Below are 20,874 nucleotides of genomic sequence, written 5' to 3' on the forward strand. Positions count from 1 at the left end.
GAAAGTCACCGCATAGCTCAGTGAATCACCCCTGCCACTTCCCACCCTCGACAATCACACTCTCAGCCTTGGTGTCATCGCTCAGTTCTTTACGCACATATTGGTCATACAGCTTGAGCAAAAACTTCTCTTCACCCAGCTTCGCCAACTCGGCATTCACCCAATCGCGCAGCTCGATATTGCCCTTCTTCACCGCCGGCGAAATCGGTGCTTCAGCGCCCAACGTCTGGGTCAGCACGCGATAGCCAGGGTTCTGCTTCGCCCAACTGAACAGCACCAGATTGTCCTGCGCATACGCATCGCCGCGCCCATTGGCCAACGCTTGCAGAGATTCAGAGTTTTTCTCGAACTTCAGCAGTTTCCAGTCCGGATGGTTCTTGGTCAGCCAGATATCGGCTGTAGTGCCGGTGGTGACGATGGTCGTGCGAGTTGCCAGGTCATCAAGGTTTTTCACCGAACTGGCCTGTGGCACCAAGGCCTGCACCGCGACTTTCAGATTCGGATTGGTGAATTCCACCGCTTCCTTACGCTCGGGGGTAACGGTCATGTTGGCCAGAATCAAATCGACCTTGTCGCTTTGCAGGAACGGAATCCGGCTCGCCGGTTCTACCGCGACGAACTCGACCTTGTTCTCATCGCCTAGCAGGTCTTTGGCGAATTGACGGCCGATGTCAGTATCGAAACCGACGTAACGCCCGGCTTCATTGACGAAACCAAACGGCGGTTTATCGGTGAAGACACCGACGATCAACTTGTCCCGGGCTTTGATTTTTTCCAGATAACTGGCACTGGTGGCCGCCGGTTTGGCGGGTTCTTCGGTTTTGTTGCAACCGGCCAGCAACGCGAGGCCGAGCAGCGGGAGTAGCAGCAGAGAAGACTTGGCAGTTTTCATAGCAGTTCCAGTTCCTTTGTTTGAGTCGTTTTGGGTAGTGCGGCGACGTAGGAGAACTTCTCCAGGAACTGCTGCGCTCGTGCGGTTTGCGGGTTCGTAAAGAAAATCTCGGGAGGGTTTTGTTCGAGGATTCGCCCGGTATCCATGAACACAATGCGGTCAGCCACGGCGCGGGCAAAAGCCATTTCGTGGGTGACGATCAACAGGGTCATGCCCTCGCGGGCCAGGCCCTGGATAACTTCCAGCACTTCCTTGACCATTTCCGGGTCGAGGGCGGCGGTGACTTCATCGAACAACATGACTTTCGGGTTCATGCACAGCGAACGGACGATGGCGATGCGTTGCTGCTGGCCACCGGAGAGCTGACGCGGGAAGGCATCGCGCTTGTCCGAAAGGCCCACACGCTCAAGCAACGCTTCGGCCTGGGCACGGGCCTCGCGGCGGTCGCGCTTCTGCACTTTGACCGGGCCGAGCAGCAGGTTGTCGAGCACGCTCATGTGCGGAAACAGGTGGTAACTCTGGAACACCATGCCGATCTGCTGCCGCACGTCGCGCCAGTCGGTGCCTTTGTCCAGCAACTCACGTCCGGCAAACTTCAAGCTGCCGCTGTGGGCGACTTCAAGACCGTTGAGGCAACGCAGCAAGGTGCTTTTACCGCAACCGCTGGGGCCGAGGATGACGATCACTTCGCCTGACTTCACTTGCAGGTCGATCTCTTTGAGCACCTGCTGCTCGCCGAAAAACTTGTTGAAACCCTTGAACTCGATCAATGCGCTCATGCTTGCGTCCAGCGCCGCTCCAGCACGCGCGAGGCGGCCGACAGCGGGTAGCAGATGAAAAAGAAAAACAGGAACAGTGCGCCGTAGATCAGCACTGATTCGTAGGTGCGTTCGATGATCTGCTGACCGACCTTGATCACGTCGACCACGCCAATCAGCACCGCCAGGGAGCTGGTCTTGATGATGCGCGCGTAGACGTTGATGGTCGGTGGCGTCATGCGTTTCAGCGCTTGGGGCAGCAGCACGTATCCGTAGAGTTGCGGGCCGTCCAGGCCAATCGACAACCCCGCTTCACGCTGCCCGCGCGGCAGCGAATGCAGCGCGCCGCGAACCACTTCCCCGACTTCGCTGGCGCCCCACAACGACAACACCAGCACTGCGCACCAGAAACTCGGAATGCTCAGACCGAAGAAAATCGGCAGACCAAAGAACAGCAAATACAGCCAGACCAGCACCGGAATTGCGCGGAACAATTCCAGATAAACGCGCAGGATTGCGTTCAGCCATTTCGAGTTCAGCGTGCGCAGCACGCCATAGAGCACGCCGCCAACGGTGCTGATGACGATGCTCAGGAAAGAGATCGACAAGGTTTGCGCAGCGCCCTTGCCCAGTTGCGGCAACGACACCCAGAGCAACTCAAGACCCGAACTGGCCATGCTGGAGCCTCCTTTCCAGACGGCTGAGCAGCAGCGACAGCGGCAAGAACAGCAACACGCAAATCAGCGTCAGCACGGCGAGCATTTCGTAGGTTTTGTAGTAGAGCGCGATGTAGCTTTTGGTGGTGTAGAGAATCTCCGGCACCGCCACCGCCGAGACCACGGTGGTTTCCTTAAGCAGGAAAATGAAATTGGCGAACAGCGACGGCAAGCTGAGAATGCCTGCTTGCGGCAGGATCACGTAGCGCAGCAATTGTCCGTGGGACAGGCCGACGGAGCGGCCGGACTCGAGCTGCGCCGCAGGCACCGCGTCGACGCCGGCACGCAGCACTTCGGTGAGGTAGGCGCCGCCGAGGAAGGTCATGGTGATGATCGCCGCCGCAAAGCCCGAGACCTTGATGCCCAGCGCCGGCAAGGCGAAGTAGACGAAGAACAGTTGAATGAGCAGTGGCGTGTTGCGCGCCAGTTCCACATACAGCCCGACCAGGCGCTGCAAGTAAGGCGTGCGGAACACCAGAATCGTCGCGTTGATCAGCGCCACCAGCAACGACGTGCCAATGGCGATAAAGCCGACCTGCAGCGTCACGCCCACGGCTTTAAGAAACGCCGGCAAGGTGCTGAGGATAAATGCGTAATCGAAGTTCATTGAACATCCTGGACGCCGCAGGGTAAGCGACGGTGGTGCAGTCCATGGGCGGTGGATAACTACCCGGCAGGCACCGACTTTAAAGGTATAAAAAGAAGAATTTAAATACCGTTAAAGCATATTAATATCACGCAAAAAACTATCCTCCGCATTTGCTGCGGCAGCGGAAGACGACTATTTTTCTTTGCGCTGTAGGAAGGATCTTTTTTTCAGAATCCCCCTCCAAGGATGCACAGCTTTTGGCCAGACTCCCCGGCCGAACCATCACAAGGAAGAGAAAATGGCTGACGTAAAAGTGCCACAGCGGCTGGATCCGCAGGACATCGTGAAGTTGTTGATGGCGTTGCGCAGGGCTTTGAAGGCCAGGGTGGCCTAAACCTTAAAGCAAAAGATCGCAGCCTCGTTTCACTCGACAGCTCCTACAGGGAATGCGCATTTCAATGTAGGAGCTGTCGAGTGAAACGAGGCTGCGATCTTTTGATTTTGGCGCAATAAAAAACGCCGAAGCTATACCAGCCGTCGGCGTTTGAAACCTTGAAGGGTTTGATGCTGCGTCGAATCAGAACGCCGGCAGTACCGCGCCGCTGTACTTCTTGGCGATGAATGCTTTCACTTCAGGACTGGTCAAGGCCTTGGCCAGTTTCTGGATGGCAACGCTGTCCTTATTGTCCGGACGAGCTACCAGGAAGTTCACGTAAGGTGAATCTGCACCTTCGATCACCAGCGCGTCTTTAGCCGGGTTCAGACCGGCTTCCAGCGCGTAGTTGGTGTTGATCATGTCCAGGTCGACTTGGTCCAGAACACGCGGCAGCATGGCCGATTCCAGTTCCTTGAACTTGAAGTTGTGCGGATTCTTGGCGATGTCTTTCGGGGTGGCCAGAGCGTTTTTCGGGTCTTTCAACTCGATCAGGCCAGCCTTCTGCAGCAGGATCAGGGCACGGCCGCTGTTGCTGCCTTCGTTCGGGATAGCGATGGTTGCGCCGTCTTTCAGCTCAGCCAGGGTTTTGACTTTCTTCGAGTAGCCGCCGAACGGTTCGACGTGCACGCCGANCACGGTCACCAGGTTGGTGCCTTTGCCTTCATTGAAGCTCTTCAGGTACGGCAGGGTCTGGAAGTAGTTGGCATCCAGACGCTTCTGGTCGACTTGTACGTTCGGCTGAACGTAGTCGGTGAAGACTTTGATTTCCAGATCCACGCCTTCTTTGGCGAGGGTGGGTTTGATCAGTTCCAGAATCTCGGCGTGTGGAACCGGGGTCGCCGCAACCACCAGTTTCTCGCCAGCCTGGGCCAGGCCCGCGGTCAGGGCAGCCGCCAATGCGGTGAACAACAGAACCTTTTTCATGCAGTGTCCTTATCGAAAATCGCGGTCGTGATCGACGACGGCTTGTTTATTACGAGTGGTTTTTGTAAGTGCTAATGAAGTGCTATCGCTGGCGTGACGCGGACAATACCGGGATTTTTTATTCCCGAACAATATCTTTTATTCACTTTCATATTCCATTTTGTTCATACGGCGTAGGAGCTGCCGAAGGCTGCGATCTTTTGATCTTGATCTTCGGCAATCTAGAGCATTGCCAAGATCAAAAGATCGCAGGCTGCGCCAGCTCCTACACAAACGCGGTGTTTTTGAGGAGTTGTTTCAAGGCTTCTTTCTCTGCGGTGGAACCGCTGCCGAGAATCTGCTTCAGTTGCCGCTCGATCTGCACCAATGACGGCGGTGCCTCGGGCAGATTCAAATGCTCGGGCAAAATCTCATCGCCGGTGCTGACCAACAACGCAAAGTGAATGACGTTTTCCAGCTCCCGGGTGTTGCCCGGCCAACTGTGTTGCTCTAACAAATGCTGCGCGGCTTCGCTGATCAGCGGCACCGGCAGGTCCAGGCGTTGGCTATAGATACCGAGGAAATATTCGGACAGCGACAGAATATCGCCCACCCGTTCACGCAAGGCCGGCAGTTCGAGCTGGCCTTCGCTGAGGTAGTGGTAGAGCCGCTCATGGAATTTTCCGGCGGCCACCGCTTGGGCCAGATCGATGCTGGTAGCCGCCACCAGGCGCACGTCCACCGGGCTTGGTTGGTGAGCGCCCACACGAGTGACTTCGTGGTTTTCCAGCGCCGCGAGCAATTTGATCTGGATCGGTAGCGGCAAGTCGCCGATCTCATCCAGGTAGAGCGTCCCGCCGTTGGCAGAACCGAACCAACCCGCGCGACTGCTGGCCGAACCGCTGTAACTGCCAGCGGCATAACCGAACAATTCAGCATCAGCGTAGGTCGGACTGATCGCGCCGCAATTGACCGAGACGAACAACCCGCCACGATCACTCGCACGATGGATGTGCCGTGCGAGCAATTCCTTGCCGCTGCCGGTTTCGCCGCGGATCAACACCGAGATCGAGCGCGGTGCCAATAGCTCCAGCTCCTGGCGTAACTGACGGGAACGCGGATCGACAAACACCAGCGCCTTGGCGCGAATGCTCAGGGGACTTTTTTCTGCGTCGGGGAAGGTCAGCAGCGGCTGACCGAAGGCTTCAAAACTCATGGCAGACTCCCGCCCTAAACCGCCGGGAGACGGGGGGCGTTGTTTTAAAAAACAAAAGCAAAAAAAGAAAAGGTTCAAGCGCGGCGCAGGGCGTGGTGTTCCATTCGGTTTTGCAGGCGATAGAGATAGGCAAAACCCTGCTCCCAGCGTTGGTGACCGGACTTCACGTTGATGTGTCCGGCACCCGACAAAATCCCCGCCTCGGCGCCCCAGTGACGTGCCAGTTCCAACGCACGCGGTGTGCTCACGGCGCTGTCGTTGTCGGAGCTGACCACCTGACTCGGGAACGGCAGCAGGTGGGTTGGAATCGGTGCGAAGTTGCGCAGGGCCGGTGCACAGGCCGCACGCTCGACGTCCGCCGGGGCGACCAGCAAGGCGCCGCGGACCTGGCGCAAAAACTGCCCGGGCGCCGTGGCAGCCCAATGCGCGACAGTGATGCAACCCAGGCTATGGGCGATCAGGATCACCGGCGTGCTGTCGGCGGCAATCGCCTCAGCCAGTGCCGCGACCCAATCTTCACGACGCGGCGTCAGCCAGTCGGCCTGCTCCACCCGCGCGCTGTTCGGCAGGCTGTTCTGCCAATGGCTTTGCCAATGATCTTCTGGCGATCCTTGCCAGCCCGGCACAATCAGGTAGCGAATTGATTCGTTGCGCATGGGGGAGCTCTCCTGCTGCGTGTCTGTTCCTGAGCAAGTATAGGGAGGAGAGTTATATTCGTTAAGGAATAAGAAGCTATTTATTAAGACCTATAAGGAATATGCGGCAGTTTTGAATGGACAAAAAAAGGGACCGCACCCTGCCAAGGAGACGGCCCCGGAAACTCAAAATTTGATAATGCGATGATTGGCTGAAATGCATATCCAATAAAGGAATATTTAATTATTTTATTAGATCCAAAATGCATATATCAATCAGCGATACTGTCGCCACCAAGCAACCCTGCTTGCGTCATAACGTATCGCCCTATTGGGTCAGATTGATGACGAGTTTCAGGACACATCGATCAAGCCTGAGCGGCACGCACCTCCTGCGCCTCTGTTGCTTCCTTGCGCACAAATCGATTCGCCCGCCCAAACGTCCCGAAATCATTGAATCGCACACCCATCTCGCGCATCGCTTTATGCGCCACCGACACGGTCATCTGACGGATGTAAAACGGTTCCTTCACTACAAAATGATGAATCCCGTGAGTGCTGCCGAAGTTGAAGCAGAACGCCTGCAACGGCCACATCCACCAAGGGTTCAGCACCTGGGTCTGCTGGATCACGTTGCCCGGCTCCACGTCACCGTAGTAGTGCATGTTCGAGCTGACGAAATGCAGGCAAAAGGTACGCAACACGTTCGGGCCGATGATCACCACGGCAGCGATGTCGATCACCTGCATCACCGACAAAGTAGTGGCCGACCATTCAATCGACGTTCCCATTAGAGAGGCGATGCCATTGGCCGCATGGAAGCCCAGGAACATGTACCAAGCCCCCCAATGCACCAGCGCCAGTGGCGCGTAGACCCTCAGGGTGCGCTTGATGATGCTGATCTTGTGAGCCCAGGTCTTGGCCCGCAGCATACGAATGAACGCCGACATCACGTTGTCGCCGACCATCAACAGCCGCGCAAAACCCCAGGGTTCGCCGTTGGTGATGGCGCGCTCTTCCATGTCGGATTCCGTGCCGGAGACTTTGTGATGATTGAGGTGCAGATGCCGGCGAATCCACGGATTGATCGTGCTCGGCCGCGCCAGCCACACCAATCCCATCATCAGGTTGTGCGGCATGCGTTGTTTGCGGAAGTACATGCTATGAATCAGGTCGTGTTCCAGCTCGTGGGTCAGCGAGGCAAAAAATGCGTTGAGCAACAGGCATGCCCACCACGCCATGTGCCCGGTCATGTAGAGCGTTGCCGAGCCAATCATGCCGACCAGCGCGAAGGCCAGAATGCCCGCGCCCAAGGCGTCCTGATGGTTGAGAATCGGGTAGCGCTGACGCAGTTCGACCCCCTTGGCCAGCACCACTTCACGAATATGCGCTGATCGTTGTGCTGCATTCAGTCGCTGGGGACTTGCAGAAGTACCGTGCATGCTTCCATCCTCTGGTTATTGATGTTCGCATCCTGCCTTGTGAACCCTCGCAACGCGGTAGCCGTGAACGCCAACCTGTTGACCGGAAGCGCCAATCAGCATGACTGAACCGACCTCCCTCGCCAGCTGGACCCGCGCCCTGCGCAAGCAACTCGATGCGCTGGGCCTCGACAGCACCGCCCTGTGCCAACAGGCGGGGCTCGACCCGCGACTGATGGACGACCCGAACGCCCGTTACCCGTTGTCCGGCACCACGCGCCTGTGGGAAATCGCAGTGCAAGTCAGCGGCGACCCGGCGATTGGTTTGCGGGTATCGCGCTTCGTCAGCCCCACCACGTTTCACGCACTCGGTTATGCGCTGGTCGCCAGCGGCAGTCTGCGAGAAGTGTTCGAGCGCATCGTGCGTTATCACCAAGTGGTCAGCGATGCCCTGGATCTGGAACTGACTCGCGCCGAGGACCGCTACCGCTTCCGCCTGAAAATCCCGCCAGGCAATCCGGCCCCGGCCTTCGAAGCCATCGACGCCTTCACGGCAATTTACGTACGCACCTGCCGCAATCGCCTGGGCCGCGATTACGCCCCGCTGGCGGTGTACCTGCGCCGCCCGGAACCGGCGGACCCGCATCAATGGCACAAAGTCTTCCGCTCACCGGTGTACTTCGCCGCCGATGAAGACCGACTGGAATTCGCCGTCGCGGACTTCGACAGCCACCTGGACGACGCCAACCCGGAACTGGCCGAGCACAACGAAGCCGTGCTCAAACGCACCCTCGCACAACTCAAACCCCTGACTTGGGAACGCAAGGTTCGCGACGCCATTGAGGAGCAATTGCCGGAAGGCGAGCCCAGCGCCGAACACATCGCCCAGGCTCTGCACCTGAGTTTGCGCAGCCTGCAACGGCATCTGGCGGACGAGGGTTACCGCTTTGATACATTGCTCAACGAAAGCCGCGAGAACCTGGCGCTGCTGCATTTACGTGATCCGCAATGCTCGTTGAGCGAGATCAGCTATCTGCTGGGATTTGCGGACACGAGCAGCTTCAGCCGCGCATTCAAGCGCTGGACCGGGATGACACCGGGGCAGTTTAGGGATGGGTTGCGGTAACTGATCCGAGAAGTGTGTTGCCTCGTCCGGCCTCATCGCGAGCAAGCTCGCTCCCACAGTTGACCGCATTCCAATGTGGGAGCGAGCTTGCTCGCGATGAGGCCAGACCAGACACTACAGAAACGCCTCAGCGCCCCCGATCCCGCCGCAACAATTTACGCACCCGCTTCACCAGTTCACTCACGGCAAACGGCTTGAGCAGGTAATCATCCTCATGCAACTCCAGATCGCGCAGGCGATCCTCGATGCCGTCCTTGGTGGTCAGGAACAGCACCGGCGTTTCGCCGAGCTTGCGGATCTGCTGCAGCAACTGCCAGCCATTGAGCCCCGGCAGCATCACGTCGAGGATGATCAGCTCGTATTCGCCAGACTCGATGAAACGACGGCCGTCCATACCGTTGACCGCCACATCGACTGAGTAACTTGCCTCGTTCAGACCTTTAGCCAGGAGTTTGGCGGTCTCAGGTTCGTCTTCCACTAACAGCACACGCATGGCACACCTCGATTGTCGTCATCACAGGCTAGGCGCCTTCGCGTCCAAAGCCCACCACTAACGCCGGGTTTTAGATAATCGCCAACATCCGCAATCGTTGCGCATCCAGAATCTCGATCTCGCCGTACTTGAGATTCACAATCCCCTGCCCCTGCAAGTCCTTGAGAATCTGGTTGGTGGTCTGGCGCGACAGCGAAAGCATCGACGCCAATTGTTCCTGGGGCAGTTGCAACACCCGTCTCGGCGGGTCGATTTCGCCGTAACCCTCGGCGATCATCAGCAAGCGATGAGCCAGTCGAGCGGCGGTTGGCATGAGGCTCAGTTGTTCGAGATTGATGAAGGTCAGGCGCAGTTTCTGGCTCATCAGCAATGCCAGTTGCCGCCAGTACGCCGGTTGCTCATCAAGCAATGTCAGCAGCACAGTTTGCGGGATGTGCAACAGGGTGCAATGGCCCAGACCGAACGCATCGTGAGTGCGCGGCTGACCATCGAACAGACAGATTTCGCCGAACCAGTGGGGCGACTCCACCAGGCTCAACAGCGCCTCCTTGCCCTGCTCGCTCACCGCGCCGATCCGCACCGAACCTTCGAGCACCGCGTACAGCCCGCACGGTGGATCGCCGCGCTTGAACAGCCGCTGGCCCGGCGACAACCGCCGCACCTTGGCGGCGGCCAGCAGACTATCCTGTAAAGGAACAGGTAGATGGCTGAACCACTGCCCTTTATCCAGCCGCGAACGCCAAACCTGCATGTCCATGAAAACTCCTGGAGATTGTCGCCTGCCTGACAGAGCGAAATGTGGACCCGGGGCATGATCCATCACCCAACAGGAGGAACAACAATGAAAAGCCTCGTCGACCATCTCAGTCAATACGCCGCCTACCACCGTGACCCGCGCAATATTGCCACCCACTTTATCGGTATTCCGCTGATCGTTGTCGCCGTTGCGGTGCTGCTGTCACGGCCCGAGTGGTCGCTGGCCGGAGTTTGGGTGTCACCGGCAGTGCTTTTGGCGCTGGCTTCGGCGTGGTTTTATCTGCGATTGGAGTTACGGCTGGGCGCGCTGATGACGGTGTTGCTGGGCCTTTGTGTTTGGCTGGGTCATGTGCTCGCGCAGCAAAGCACGTTCGTCTGGCTTGCGAGCGGCATCGGGATGTTTGTGGTGGGTTGGGTGATTCAATTTGCCGGTCATCACTACGAAGGACGCAAACCGGCGTTTGTCGATGATGTGACGGGGTTGATTGTCGGGCCGTTGTTTGTGGTGGTTGAGCTGGCGTTTTTGGTTGGGTTGCGGCATGACCTCAAAGAGCAGATCGAGGCGCGGGTGGGTGGTGTGCGGGTCAATCCGAATCGCGCCGCTGCGTAGATCGCTTTCGCGAGCAAGCCCGCTCCCACATTGGATTTGTGTCCACCATAGATCCAGTGTGGGAGCGGGCTTGCTCGCGAAGCTTTTGCTTTAGATGTTGGCGACTTTCTGCCAGACCTTCGGCTTGAAGAACAGCGTCTCGCCCTTCGCCAACCCGGTCAGGCTGTCGTGATCTTTCACCACTTCAGCTTCGATCAATTCGCTCTGGCCTTCGACCTTCAGCGTCACCCGTGTCGTCGCGCCCAACGGACGAATATCCCGCACCTCGGCCGCGTGGTGATCCTCCAGCTCATGACGCGACAGCGACACTTCGTGCGGACGGAACAGCACATGGTTGTCTTCACCCAGATGCAGCCGGTTCGAATCGCCCAGGAAGTGATAAACGAAATCGCTGGCCGGGTTTTCGTAGACGTCGCCCGGTGAGCCGATCTGCTCGATCACGCCCTTGTTCATCACCACGATGCGGTCGGCGACTTCCATCGCTTCTTCCTGGTCGTGAGTCACGAACACCGAGGTCAGGTTGATGTCCTCGTGCAGCCGCGCCAACCAGCGACGCAGTTCTTTACGGACCTTGGCGTCGAGGGCGCCGAAGGGTTCGTCGAGCAGCAGGACTTTTGGTTCAACCGCCAAGGCACGAGCCAAGGCGATACGCTGACGCTGACCGCCGGAGAGTTGTTCCGGGTAGCGATCCGACAACCAATCCAGTTGCACCATGTTCAGCAGCTCGTGGACTTTCACCGCGATCTGGCTTTCGCTCGGGCGCTGGTTTTTCGGCTTCATGCGCAGACCGAACGCGACGTTGTCGAACACGGTCATGTGGCGGAACAGCGCGTAGTGCTGGAACACGAAACCGACGTTGCGATCACGCACATCGTGACCGGAGACGTCTTCACCGTGGAACACGATGCTGCCCTTATCCGGGGTTTCCAGACCGGCGATGATCCGCAACAGTGTGGTCTTGCCGCAACCGGACGGGCCAAGCAGCGCCACGAGTTCGCCGCTTTGAATGTCCAGGCTGATGTTGTCCAGCGCCTTGAACGCGTGAAAATTCTTGCTGACGTTACGCACTTCGATCGACATGACTTATTCCTCCGCGGCGCTGGCGCGCAGGCGGTTAATACGGTTTTCGCTCCACTGCTTGAGCAGCAGGATGAAGAGCGCCAGGATCAGCAACAGGCTCGCCACGGCGAATGCGGCCACGTGGTTGTATTCGTTGTAGAGGATCTCGACGTGCAGCGGCAGGGTGTTGGTCACCCCGCGAATGTGCCCGGAAACCACCGAGACCGCACCGAACTCACCCATGGCCCGCGCCGTACACAGCACCACGCCGTAGATCAGGCCCCATTTGATGTTGGGAACGGTGACGTGCCAGAACATCTGCCAGCCATTGGCCCCGAGCAGACGCGCGGCCTCTTCTTCCTGCGTGCCTTGTTCCTGCATCAGCGGGATCAGCTCACGCGCCACGAACGGCACGGTGACGAAGATCGTCGCCAACACGATGCCCGGCAAGGCGAAGACGATCTGGATGTCGTGGTCCTGCAGCCACGGCCCGAACAGGCCCTGAGCACCGAACATCAGCACGTAGACCAGACCGGCGATCACCGGCGATACCGAGAACGGCAAGTCGATCAGGGTCACCAGCATGCTCTTGCCGCGGAACGAGTATTTACTCACGCACCACGCGGCGCTGACACCGAACACCAGGTTCAGCGGCACTGAAATCAGCACGGCAATCACCGTGAGTTTCAGGGCCGACAGAGCGTCGGGTTCGAAGATCGCGGTGAAGAACGCACCGAGGCCATTTTTCAGCCCCTGGGACACCACGATGAACAGTGGCAGAAACAGAAACAGCGCAAAAATCAGCCAGCCAAGGCTGATCAGAATTCGCCGCGAAGTGGCACTGCCACGGCGGGCAGCGTTGGCCGAGGAAGCGGCGCTAATAGACGATTGGGACATTTTCGCGCCTCCTTATGGGGTTTCGATGCGCCGCTGCAGCAAGTTGATCAGCAGCAACAGGACGAAAGAAACCACCAGCATCAGTACACCAATGGACGTGGCGCCGGTGTAATCGTACTGGTCAAGTTTGACCATGATCAGCAGCGGCAGGATCTCGGTTTTCATCGGCATGTTGCCGGCGATGAAAATCACCGAACCGTACTCGCCGACCCCGCGGGCAAAGGCCAACGCGAAACCGGTCAGCCAGGCTGGCAGCAGCGCGGGCACCAGAATATGGCGGAAAACCTGTAACGGTTTTGCACCCAGGCACGCCGCCGCTTCTTCCACTTCACGCGGGATATCAGCCAATACTGGCTGTACGGTACGTACTACGAATGGAAGTGTCACAAAAGTGAGGGCAAGGGTGATGCCGAGAGGGGTATATGCGATCTTGAAACCCAGGTCCGCTGCGAACTGACCCACCAAACCGGTGGGGGTGTACAACGCAGTCAGTGCGATACCGGCCACGGCAGTGGGCAACGCGAAGGGCAAGTCGATCATCGCGTCGATGACTTTGCGTCCCGGGAAGGTATAGCGCACCAGCACCCAGGCCAGCAGCGTGCCGATGATACCGTTGATAATCGCGGCATAGAGCGCGGTGCCGAAGCTGAGCTTCAACGCCGCCAGCACCCGTGGCGCCGAGATAATCGCCCAGAACTGGTCCCAGGTGAGTTGAGCGGCATGCACGAACATCGCCGCCAGTGGAATGAGCACAATCAGGCTGAGGTACACCAAGGTGTAGCCCAGCGTCAGCCCGAAGCCGGGTATGACGGGGGAGATACGACGCGACATAAAAGTCCTTGGTTGAGAACGCGCTAAGCCCCGACGGTGAAATCGGGGCCCGTTGGTGCGTAACCTGTGGGAGCGGGCTTGCTCGCGAAAGCGGTGTGTCAGACAACATCGATACTGACTGTGCCGCCGTCTTCGCGAGCAAGCCCGCTCCCACATGAATTGCGTTTAACTGATCGTTTTCAGGTTATTGCGCCTGATAAATCTGGTCGAACACGCCACCATCGTTGAAGAATTTCGGTTGAGCGGTTTTCCAGCCGCCGAAATCCTTGTCGATGGTCACCAGATCCAGTGTCGGGAACTGTTTGGCGTACTTGGCGGCAACATCCTTGTCACGTGGACGATAGAAGTTTTTTGCCGCGATTTCCTGGCCGGCCGGGCTGTACAGGTGCTTGAGGTACGCTTCGGCGATCTCGGTGTTGCCCTTTTTCTCGGCGTTCTTGTCGACCACGGCTACCGGAGGTTCGGCGAGGATCGACAGCGAAGGCACGACAATGTCGAACTTGTCAGCGCCGCCGTCTTCTTTCAGGGCCAGGAAGGCTTCGTTTTCCCAGGCCAGCAACACGTCGCCCTGACCGTTGTTGACGAAGGTAATGGTCGAACCGCGAGCACCGGTGTCCAGCACAGGAACGTGCTTGAACAGGGTTTGCACGTATTCCTTGGCTTTCGCTTCGTTACCGCCATTGGCTTTCAGGCCATAGGCCCACGCCGCGAGGAAGTTCCAGCGTGCTCCGCCGGAGGTTTTCGGGTTCGGGGTGATAACTTCCACGCCGTTTTTGGTCAGGTCGCCCCAGTCCTTGATGCCTTTAGGGTTGCCCTTGCGCACAAGGAACACGATGGTCGAGGTGTAAGGCGTGCTCGCTTCCGGCAGACGCTTCTGCCAATCCGCTGGCAGGGTCTTGCCGAGTTTGGCGATTTCATCGATGTCACCGGCCAGGGCCAAGGTCACCACGTCGGCACGCAGACCGTCGATCACTGCCCGGCCCTGCTTGCCCGAACCACCGTGGGACTGCTGGATTTTCACGCTGTCGCCGGCGTGGTCTTTCTGCCAGAACTTGACGAATTCGGCGTTGTAGTCCTGATACAGCTCGCGAGTCGGGTCGTACGACACGTTAAGCAGCTCGTAATCCTTGGCAACCGCGGAACCAGCAAAAAGGGCACTGGCCAGGGCGGCCAAAGCGAAATGACGAATCGACGACATGGTGAAAGCTCCTGGAATTCTGTTTGTAATGGCTTTTTATGGTCTGGAATCGGGGTTGCCTGTCAAAGATCGCAGCCTTCGGCAGCTCCTACACAAAGCCCCCCGTAGGAGCTGCCGCAGGCTGCGATCTTTTGATCTTTGTTTCAGCTCGGTTTGTTGCTCGGGTTCTGCAACCGGAATTTCTCTTTGCGTTCGATCTGGACCACCTGGGCGTTATGCACGGTGATTTCCACTGCGCCAAAACGCAGATCGCGCAAGGCGCTCTGGATCTCACGCAAAATGGTTGCTTCGTCCTGGCCGTCAACGCTACGCAGGGATGCGCTCATGGTGCTGCTCCTTCAACTAGAGGTTGCCTGGCAGTGGCGAGACTGCTTGCGGCGTGGGACCAATAGTAGATAAGCGCGGATATTCTTAAAAAGACTATTTAAGAATTTTAATATAACCAAAAGACCAATCGAAGACCGATCAGTGCTGAAGAATCAGTGGAGCACGCTTCCAATCCAGCTGCCCGGCCGGCACCGGCCGCCCAAACCAGTAGCCCTGCCCCAGATCGCAATCGTGTTCGAGCAGGAAGCCCGCCTGCTCGACCTGCTCGATCCCCTCGGCATGAACCTGCATTCCCATGCTCTGGGCCAGCGCGATGATCACCCGCACAATCGCCGCGTCATCCTCATCCCACGGCAACCCGGCAACGAAGCCCTGGTCGATCTTGAGTTTCTGTACCGGCATTCGCTTGAGGCGCAGTAACGACGAATAGCCTGTACCGAAGTCATCGATGGCCAGCCGAACTCCTAATTCACGCAACCTGTGCATCTGCTCCAGTGCGTCTTCCGGGTCATCCATCACAGCGCTCTCGGTAACTTCCAGCTCCAGACAGGCAGGATCCAGCCCGGTTTCGTTCAGCACCTTCGCCACCTGCCCAAACAACTCACGGCGGGCGAACAATCGAGAAGAAACATTCACCGCGACAAACGACAACACCACCCCGGCCTGCTGCCACCGGCACATCTGCTCACACCCTTGGCGCATCACCCAGGCATCAATTTCGGCGATCAGACCGGTGCGCTCGGCAATGGGAATGAATTCTGCCGGCGACACCAACCCTCGCTGTGGATGCTCCCAGCGCACCAATGCCTCAACGCCGATCAGGCGGCTGGTCTTGAGGTCGTGAACCGGCTGGTAATAAACCCGCAACTCCTGCTGCTCCAGCGCACGGCGCAATTCGAATGCAGTCTCGACCCGTTGCTGGGCATGGGCGGTCAATTCTTCGGTATAGAGGGCGTAGCCGTTGCGGCCGGCACCCTTGGCCTTGAACAGCGCCGAGTCGGAGTTGCGCAACAGCTGCTCGGCACTCAAGGCGTCGCCGGGGAACAGGCTGATGCCGACGCTGATATTGACGAACAACTGATGCCCGTCGATCTGGAACGGCTCTTTGAGGCCATCGATGATCCGCTGAGCCAGCGCCGCCGCGTGCACCATTTGCGGACAGCTTTCAGCCAGCACGGCGAACTCGTCGCCGCCAAGGCGTGCCAGCGTGATTCCCGGACCGACCATCGCTTTCAAACGCTCGGCCACGCCCTTGAGCAACTGGTCCCCAATGCTATGCCCGAGGCTGTCGTTAATCATCTTGAAGTGATCAAGATCGATCATCAGTAACGCGCAGCCGCGCTTGTGGATCTGCGCCGAAGCCAGGGCCTGCTCGGTGCGGTCGGTGAACAGCAAACGGTTGGGCAGATCGGTCAGCGGATCGTAGTGAGCCAGGTGCGTCAGCTCATGTTCAGAGTTCTTGATTGCGCTAATGTCGGAAAACACTGCCACGTAATGGCTGCGCCGCCCTCTCTCGTCGTCAATGACGCGGATTGTCTGCCATTGCGGGTAGATCTCGCCGCTTTTGCGGCGGTTCCAGATTTCCCCGCTCCACTCGCCGGTGCTGGTGAGTGTCGCGAACATCGCCTGGTAGAAAGCCGGCGGGTGATGACCGGACTTGAACAGGCTGGGGCGCTGGCCGAGCACCTCCTCGCTCCGATAGCCGGTAATTGCCATGAAGGCCCGGTTTACATGGACGATCAACCCTTTGTTGTCGGTGACCAGCACCCCTTCACGTGTGCAATCGAACACCGCGGCCGCTTGACGCAAACGCTCGTGGTCTTCAGTGCGTTCACGCAATTTTGCGCCGATCCCCAGGCAACGGAACAATCGCGCCCGAGCGAGAAAAATCAAACCGGCGCTGAATACCACCCAGGCGTAACCGTTGATCAGTTGCCATCGCATTAGCTCAGCGGAGCTATCGAAGAAACTGTTCAATAAATAACCGCTAAACAGCAGCCAACCTACAGAAACCAGAAGGTAAAGCAGCGCTGCACGCAAAGCATCGCGATAGGTGGCAGACATTCGGCTGTCCATGTCCCTTCAAAAAGGATGGAATTATAGTTTAAAGAAACATCCAGCCACTCTTATCTGAAAGGGCGACTGGTTTTATCTGTGGGCTAAGTGATAATGCAACGGCTGTTTTTTTATTTATCGAGGGCCCAATAGCCTATGTGGTACGAAGGTTTTCTCGGCTTGTCGCCCTGGTCACTGGTGGCAGTCACCCTGCTGATGACCCACGTGACGATCATCGGCGTCACGGTCTATCTGCATCGTTATTCAGCCCATCGCTCGCTTGAGCTCAATGCCGGCCTGAAACATTTCTTCCGCTTCTGGCTGTGGCTGACCACGGCACAGAACACCCGTGAGTGGACCGCTATCCACCGCAAGCACCACGCCAAATGCGAAACCGTCGATGACCCGCACAGCCCGGTCATCAAGGGCCTGTCCACCGTTCTGCGCAAAGGCGCCGAGCTGTACCGTGCCGAGGCGGAAAACCCCGAGACCCTGCGCATCTATGGCAAGAACTGCCCCGAAGACTGGATCGAACGCAACCTGTACAGCCGTTTCCCCCTGCTGGGCGTGGCGATCATGGGCGTTATCGACCTGTTGCTGTTCGGCACCATCGGCATCACCATCTGGGCGATCCAGATGATGTGGATCCCGGTCTGGGCCGCCGGTGTGGTCAATGGCCTGGGCCATGCCATCGGCTACCGCAACTTCGAATGCCGCGATGCGGCGACCAATCTGGTGCCGTGGGGCATCCTGATCGGCGGCGAAGAACTGCATAACAACCATCACACCTACCCTAATTCGGCAAAACTGTCGGTGAAGAAGTGGGAATTCGATCTCGGCTGGGCCTGGATCCAGGTCTTCAGCTTCCTGCGTCTGGCCAAGGTTCAGCGGGTCGCGCCCATCGCCCATCGGGTCGAAGGCAAAGGCAACCTGGACATGGACACCGCCATGGCGATCCTCAACAACCGCTTCCAGATCATGGCCCAGTACCGCAAATTGGTGATCGCACCGCTGGTCAAACAAGAGCTGGAAAAGGTCGATCACTCGGTCCGTCACCAGTTCCACCGCGCCAAGCGCCTGCTCTCGCGGGAAACCAGCCTGCTGGATGACAAACACCACATTCGCATCCAGACCATGCTCGAGCACAGTCAGGCGCTGAAGGTAATTTACGAGAAACGCCTGGCCTTGCAGCAGATCTGGGTCAAGACCAGCTCAAATGGTCACGACATGCTGGCCGCCATCAAGGATTGGGTACACGAAGCCGAAGCCAGCGGGATTCAATCCCTGCGCGACTTTGCCGATCAGTTGAAAACCTACTCCCTGCGCCCCGCCGCTGTCTGACGCCGTTGATCGGTGCGCCTCGTTCGTGGGCGCACCCTTCGGAACTTAGCTCCAAATCCCCTATCTCAAAGACACTTCGCCATCCAGGCGGGCCATGGTATTGGTCGCTTTCGAACCTCGAGCGGCACACGCCCTTTGAGAGTGTCGATGGTCAATAAAAGCCTGCAAGACTCATCCCTCCAGCAGTGGCCCGAGGCCGCGCAAACCTTGCTGGCGCTGATGCATGCACAAGGCGAAGTGGCGCGCCTGAGCGAACGCGAACAACTGTTCAGCGCTCTGCTGGTGAGCGTCAACGCGGTGCTTTGGGCCTTCGACTGGGAATCCCGTCGGGTGCTCTATGTCAGCCCCGCGTATGAACGGATTTTCGGCCGCTCCGCAGGCTTGTTGCTGTCCGACTATAACCAATGGCGCGACAGCATTTACCCCGACGATCTGGACTATGCCGAACGCAGCCTGGCCGAAGTACTGGTCAAAGGCGCCGATGAAGACCGCGAATACCGAATCATTGCCGCCGACGGCCAGGTCCGCTGGCTCAGTGACAAGTGCTTCATCAACCGTCAGGCCGAGCCGGGTCAACCGGTGATCATCGTCGGCATTGCCGAAGACATTACTGACAAGAAGCAGATGGAAACCGAGCTGCAACGCCTGGCCACCACCGACGTACTGACCCAGAGCAGTAACCGCCGACACTTCTTCGACTGCGCCCACCGTGAATTCGAACAGGCACGGAACCAAGGCACGCCGCTGGCATTCCTGCTGCTGGACATCGATGACTTCAAAGTGATCAACGATACCTACGGCCACCAGGAAGGCGACAACGTGCTGCAACGAATCGCCGAGAGCAGTCGCGCGGCTTTGCGTCGCGGTGATTTGTTCGGGCGAGTTGGCGGTGAGGAATTTGCAGCGGTGTTTCCCGGCTGTGCGCCAGACATGGCCATGCAAGTGGCCGAACGCCTGCAACAGGAGATTCAGCGCTTAAGTTTCAGCCATGGCGACCAGACGTTCGGCATCACCGTCAGCCAGGGTCTGACCAGCCTCACCGCCGAGGACGAAAGCGTCGACAGCCTGTTTGCCCGCGCGGATGCGGCAATGTACAAAGCCAAACACCAGGGCAAGAACCGCATCATCTCGGCCTGACAGGCTCAACACAAACCCCCTGTGGGAGCGGGCTTGCTCGCGAAGGCGCCGTATCATGCAACATTGATATCGACTGACACGAGGCCTTCGCGAGCAAGCCCGCTCCCACAGGGGGTTTGGGCAATGGCTACTTTTTGCGCAACCGCATCAATTCCGGCAACCCGATCTTGAGCAACCGCGCCGTCCGGCTCTTCGCCAGTTCCTCAATGCCCTCATGCTCGGTCAGTCGCGCCAGTTGTGCAGCCATGTTCATCACCAGCGCTTCGCGGGAGTAAACCCCGCCACCGAACTGGTAGACCGCTGCAATCAGCTCTCGCAGCTCCAGCGGCAGGCGCCAGCGAGTGCGAAGCGCCGAACCATAAGCCGCGCCGAATTCGGCCAGCGCCTCGCCGACCTCCTCCCATTCATCCAGCTCACCACCGGCCTGCTTCCATTCCTGCAAACACCGCAACAACGCAAGGTCGCCGAGGCGATGCAGCATGCCGGCGCAATAACAACGCTCCTGATCCAGATCCAGCAAGCGCGCCAGGGTCCGGCCATACTCGGCAGTGCGCAGCGACAGCTCCCAATAGCGCTCGGCATAGTCGGCCAGAAACGGATCACTGAGGCGGGCACTGCGTTTGAGCGCCAGCCCCAGAATCAGGTTCATGCTTTGCCCGGTGCCGAGGTGGTGCAGCGCCTGGGACAGGGTTTGTACGGCGGCGCCATGGTGCTGGGCCGCGCTGTTGGCGGCGGCGATCAGCACAGCGGTGACTTGCGGATCGGTGCGGATCTCGTCATGCAGCACGGTCAAATCGAGGCCGTTGGGATTGAGGCTGCGTTTGACCGCCAACTGCACGTCAGTCATCAGCGGCGCACCGTCCGCAGACTCACGACGACGCTCCAGGTACGCCGACAAGGTGATGCCCGGCGCCAATGAAGGCACCTCGCAAGACACTTCCTCACCGGCATTGAGCAGCAGATCCTGCAGACGCAGGGTCAGGCTTTCCATGTTCAGGGGTTTGGTCAGGTACGCAGCAGGCGCCAGGGGCAAGACTTCGCGCACACTGGCGCTGTCATTGCGGCAGCTCATCAGAATGAACGGCAGGGGGGGATTACGTTTGCGCTGGCGGACATTGCGCAAGACATTCAAACCATCGACGCCGGGCAACTCCCAGTCGACGATCACCAGGTCGTAAGGATTTTCCGCCAACAGGTGCAGCGCTTCCTGACCATCGGCACACAGATCCAGCCGCGCGTCGCAGCGCACATTCAACAAAACCTGCTTGAGCAGGTCGCGGGCCCAGGGATCGGCCTCGGCAATCAGCACACGCGGTGCAGCGGGTAACACCACAGCAGTCATTTACACACTCCAAAGTAGTGCTTGCACCTTAGTCAATGCTGGCCATTCGATACAGCGCATTTGCCATCGATGGGTTCCAGGGACACAAAAAAACCCGCCGAAGCGGGTTTTTTTGTCGATCAGTTCACAAATCGAT

General features: G+C 58.4%; 21 protein-coding genes. 4 read left to right on the forward strand and 17 right to left on the reverse strand.

Annotation, left to right across the window (positions count from 1 at the left end):
• Positions 1 to 25: 25 nt before the first annotated feature.
• The 8 genes from CUN63_RS11375 to CUN63_RS11410 form a co-directional block, all read right to left on the reverse strand.
• A complete protein-coding gene (locus tag CUN63_RS11375; protein WP_129439473.1) occupies positions 26 to 892 on the reverse strand; it encodes a transporter substrate-binding domain-containing protein in 867 nt (288 codons plus the stop codon).
• Complete coding sequence (locus CUN63_RS11380; RefSeq protein WP_129439475.1) at positions 889 to 1,671, reverse strand: amino acid ABC transporter ATP-binding protein; 783 nt, start codon at positions 1,669 to 1,671, stop codon at positions 889 to 891. Before CUN63_RS11380 ends, CUN63_RS11375 begins: the two co-directional genes overlap by 4 nt.
• Positions 1,668 to 2,327 (reverse strand): amino acid ABC transporter permease, encoded by a 660-nt coding sequence (locus CUN63_RS11385; protein ID WP_129439477.1) that lies wholly within the window; start codon positions 2,325 to 2,327, stop codon positions 1,668 to 1,670. The genes CUN63_RS11380 and CUN63_RS11385 overlap by 4 nt, the downstream gene beginning before the upstream one ends.
• Positions 2,308 to 2,973: an amino acid ABC transporter permease gene (locus tag CUN63_RS11390; RefSeq protein WP_129439479.1), complete on the reverse strand. Its 666-nt coding sequence runs from the start codon at positions 2,971 to 2,973 to the stop codon at positions 2,308 to 2,310. Before CUN63_RS11390 ends, CUN63_RS11385 begins: the two co-directional genes overlap by 20 nt.
• A 559-nt stretch (positions 2,974 to 3,532) precedes the next feature.
• Positions 3,533 to 4,315 carry a MetQ/NlpA family ABC transporter substrate-binding protein gene (locus CUN63_RS11395; RefSeq protein ID WP_129439480.1) on the reverse strand — a complete coding sequence of 261 codons (783 nt, stop codon included), beginning with the start codon at positions 4,313 to 4,315 and terminating at the stop codon, positions 3,533 to 3,535.
• Positions 4,316 to 4,580: 265 nt separating this feature from the next.
• On the reverse strand, positions 4,581 to 5,510 hold the full coding sequence (locus tag CUN63_RS11400) for a sigma 54-interacting transcriptional regulator (protein ID WP_129439481.1): 930 nt from the start codon (positions 5,508 to 5,510) through the stop codon (positions 4,581 to 4,583).
• Between the two features lie 74 nt (positions 5,511 to 5,584).
• Complete coding sequence (locus tag CUN63_RS11405) at positions 5,585 to 6,166, reverse strand: alpha/beta hydrolase (RefSeq protein WP_129439482.1); 582 nt, start codon at positions 6,164 to 6,166, stop codon at positions 5,585 to 5,587.
• A gap of 347 nt (positions 6,167 to 6,513) precedes the next feature.
• Complete coding sequence (locus CUN63_RS11410; RefSeq protein ID WP_129439483.1) at positions 6,514 to 7,587, reverse strand: fatty acid desaturase; 1,074 nt, start codon at positions 7,585 to 7,587, stop codon at positions 6,514 to 6,516.
• A 100-nt stretch (positions 7,588 to 7,687) separates the two neighbouring features.
• Between CUN63_RS11410 and CUN63_RS11415 the strand changes: the two genes are divergently transcribed.
• Positions 7,688 to 8,692, forward strand: coding sequence for an AraC family transcriptional regulator (locus CUN63_RS11415; RefSeq protein ID WP_129439484.1), 1,005 nt, complete (start codon positions 7,688 to 7,690; stop codon positions 8,690 to 8,692).
• A 127-nt stretch (positions 8,693 to 8,819) separates the two neighbouring features.
• On the opposite strand, the gene CUN63_RS11420 is transcribed toward CUN63_RS11415, so the two are convergent.
• Together CUN63_RS11420 and CUN63_RS11425 are read right to left on the reverse strand one after the other, a co-directional pair.
• Positions 8,820 to 9,185 carry a response regulator gene (locus CUN63_RS11420; protein WP_129439485.1) on the reverse strand — a complete coding sequence of 122 codons (366 nt, stop codon included), beginning with the start codon at positions 9,183 to 9,185 and terminating at the stop codon, positions 8,820 to 8,822.
• Positions 9,186 to 9,255: 70 nt separating this feature from the next.
• Positions 9,256 to 9,942 (reverse strand): Crp/Fnr family transcriptional regulator, encoded by a 687-nt coding sequence (locus CUN63_RS11425; protein ID WP_129439487.1) that lies wholly within the window; start codon positions 9,940 to 9,942, stop codon positions 9,256 to 9,258.
• 84 nt (positions 9,943 to 10,026) lie between these two features.
• On the opposite strand from CUN63_RS11425, the gene CUN63_RS11430 reads away from it, so the two are divergent.
• Positions 10,027 to 10,551 (forward strand): DUF962 domain-containing protein, encoded by a 525-nt coding sequence (locus CUN63_RS11430; RefSeq protein ID WP_129439489.1) that lies wholly within the window; start codon positions 10,027 to 10,029, stop codon positions 10,549 to 10,551.
• Between the two features lie 90 nt (positions 10,552 to 10,641).
• Here CUN63_RS11430 and CUN63_RS11435 read toward each other — a convergent pair whose 3' ends face one another.
• The 6 genes from CUN63_RS11435 to dibA form a co-directional block, all read right to left on the reverse strand.
• On the reverse strand, positions 10,642 to 11,631 hold the full coding sequence (locus CUN63_RS11435; protein ID WP_129439491.1) for a sulfate/molybdate ABC transporter ATP-binding protein: 990 nt from the start codon (positions 11,629 to 11,631) through the stop codon (positions 10,642 to 10,644).
• 3 nt (positions 11,632 to 11,634) lie between these two features.
• Positions 11,635 to 12,507, reverse strand: coding sequence for a sulfate ABC transporter permease subunit CysW (gene cysW / locus CUN63_RS11440; RefSeq protein ID WP_129439493.1), 873 nt, complete (start codon positions 12,505 to 12,507; stop codon positions 11,635 to 11,637).
• A gap of 12 nt (positions 12,508 to 12,519) precedes the next feature.
• Positions 12,520 to 13,338, reverse strand: a complete 819-nt coding sequence (gene cysT, locus CUN63_RS11445; RefSeq protein ID WP_033058556.1) for a sulfate ABC transporter permease subunit CysT — start codon at positions 13,336 to 13,338, stop codon at positions 12,520 to 12,522.
• Between the two features lie 184 nt (positions 13,339 to 13,522).
• The gene (locus CUN63_RS11455; protein WP_129439495.1) at positions 13,523 to 14,536 is read right to left on the reverse strand and encodes a sulfate ABC transporter substrate-binding protein; all 1,014 of its coding nucleotides are present in this window, start codon (positions 14,534 to 14,536) and stop codon (positions 13,523 to 13,525) included.
• Between the two features lie 143 nt (positions 14,537 to 14,679).
• Entirely contained in the window at positions 14,680 to 14,862 is a 183-nt protein-coding gene (gene oscA / locus CUN63_RS11460) for a sulfur starvation response protein OscA (protein ID WP_007945260.1), read from the reverse strand.
• A 139-nt stretch (positions 14,863 to 15,001) separates the two neighbouring features.
• On the reverse strand, positions 15,002 to 16,927 hold the full coding sequence (gene dibA, locus CUN63_RS11465; RefSeq protein WP_129439497.1) for a phosphodiesterase DibA: 1,926 nt from the start codon (positions 16,925 to 16,927) through the stop codon (positions 15,002 to 15,004).
• 147 nt (positions 16,928 to 17,074) lie between these two features.
• Here dibA and desA point away from each other — a divergent pair, with 147 nt between their 5' ends.
• Together desA and CUN63_RS11475 are read left to right on the forward strand one after the other, a co-directional pair.
• The gene (gene desA / locus CUN63_RS11470) at positions 17,075 to 18,259 is read left to right on the forward strand and encodes a delta-9 fatty acid desaturase DesA (RefSeq protein WP_056745676.1); all 1,185 of its coding nucleotides are present in this window, start codon (positions 17,075 to 17,077) and stop codon (positions 18,257 to 18,259) included.
• 147 nt (positions 18,260 to 18,406) lie between these two features.
• The gene (locus tag CUN63_RS11475; RefSeq protein WP_129439499.1) at positions 18,407 to 19,396 is read left to right on the forward strand and encodes a sensor domain-containing diguanylate cyclase; all 990 of its coding nucleotides are present in this window, start codon (positions 18,407 to 18,409) and stop codon (positions 19,394 to 19,396) included.
• A 127-nt stretch (positions 19,397 to 19,523) separates the two neighbouring features.
• Here CUN63_RS11475 and CUN63_RS11485 read toward each other — a convergent pair whose 3' ends face one another.
• A complete protein-coding gene (locus CUN63_RS11485; protein WP_129439501.1) occupies positions 19,524 to 20,738 on the reverse strand; it encodes a response regulator in 1,215 nt (404 codons plus the stop codon).
• Positions 20,739 to 20,874 lie beyond the last annotated feature (136 nt).

The sequence above is a fragment of the Pseudomonas sp. ACM7 genome, from assembly GCF_004136015.1.
GTDB classification, from domain to species: domain Bacteria; phylum Pseudomonadota; class Gammaproteobacteria; order Pseudomonadales; family Pseudomonadaceae; genus Aquipseudomonas; species Aquipseudomonas frigoris.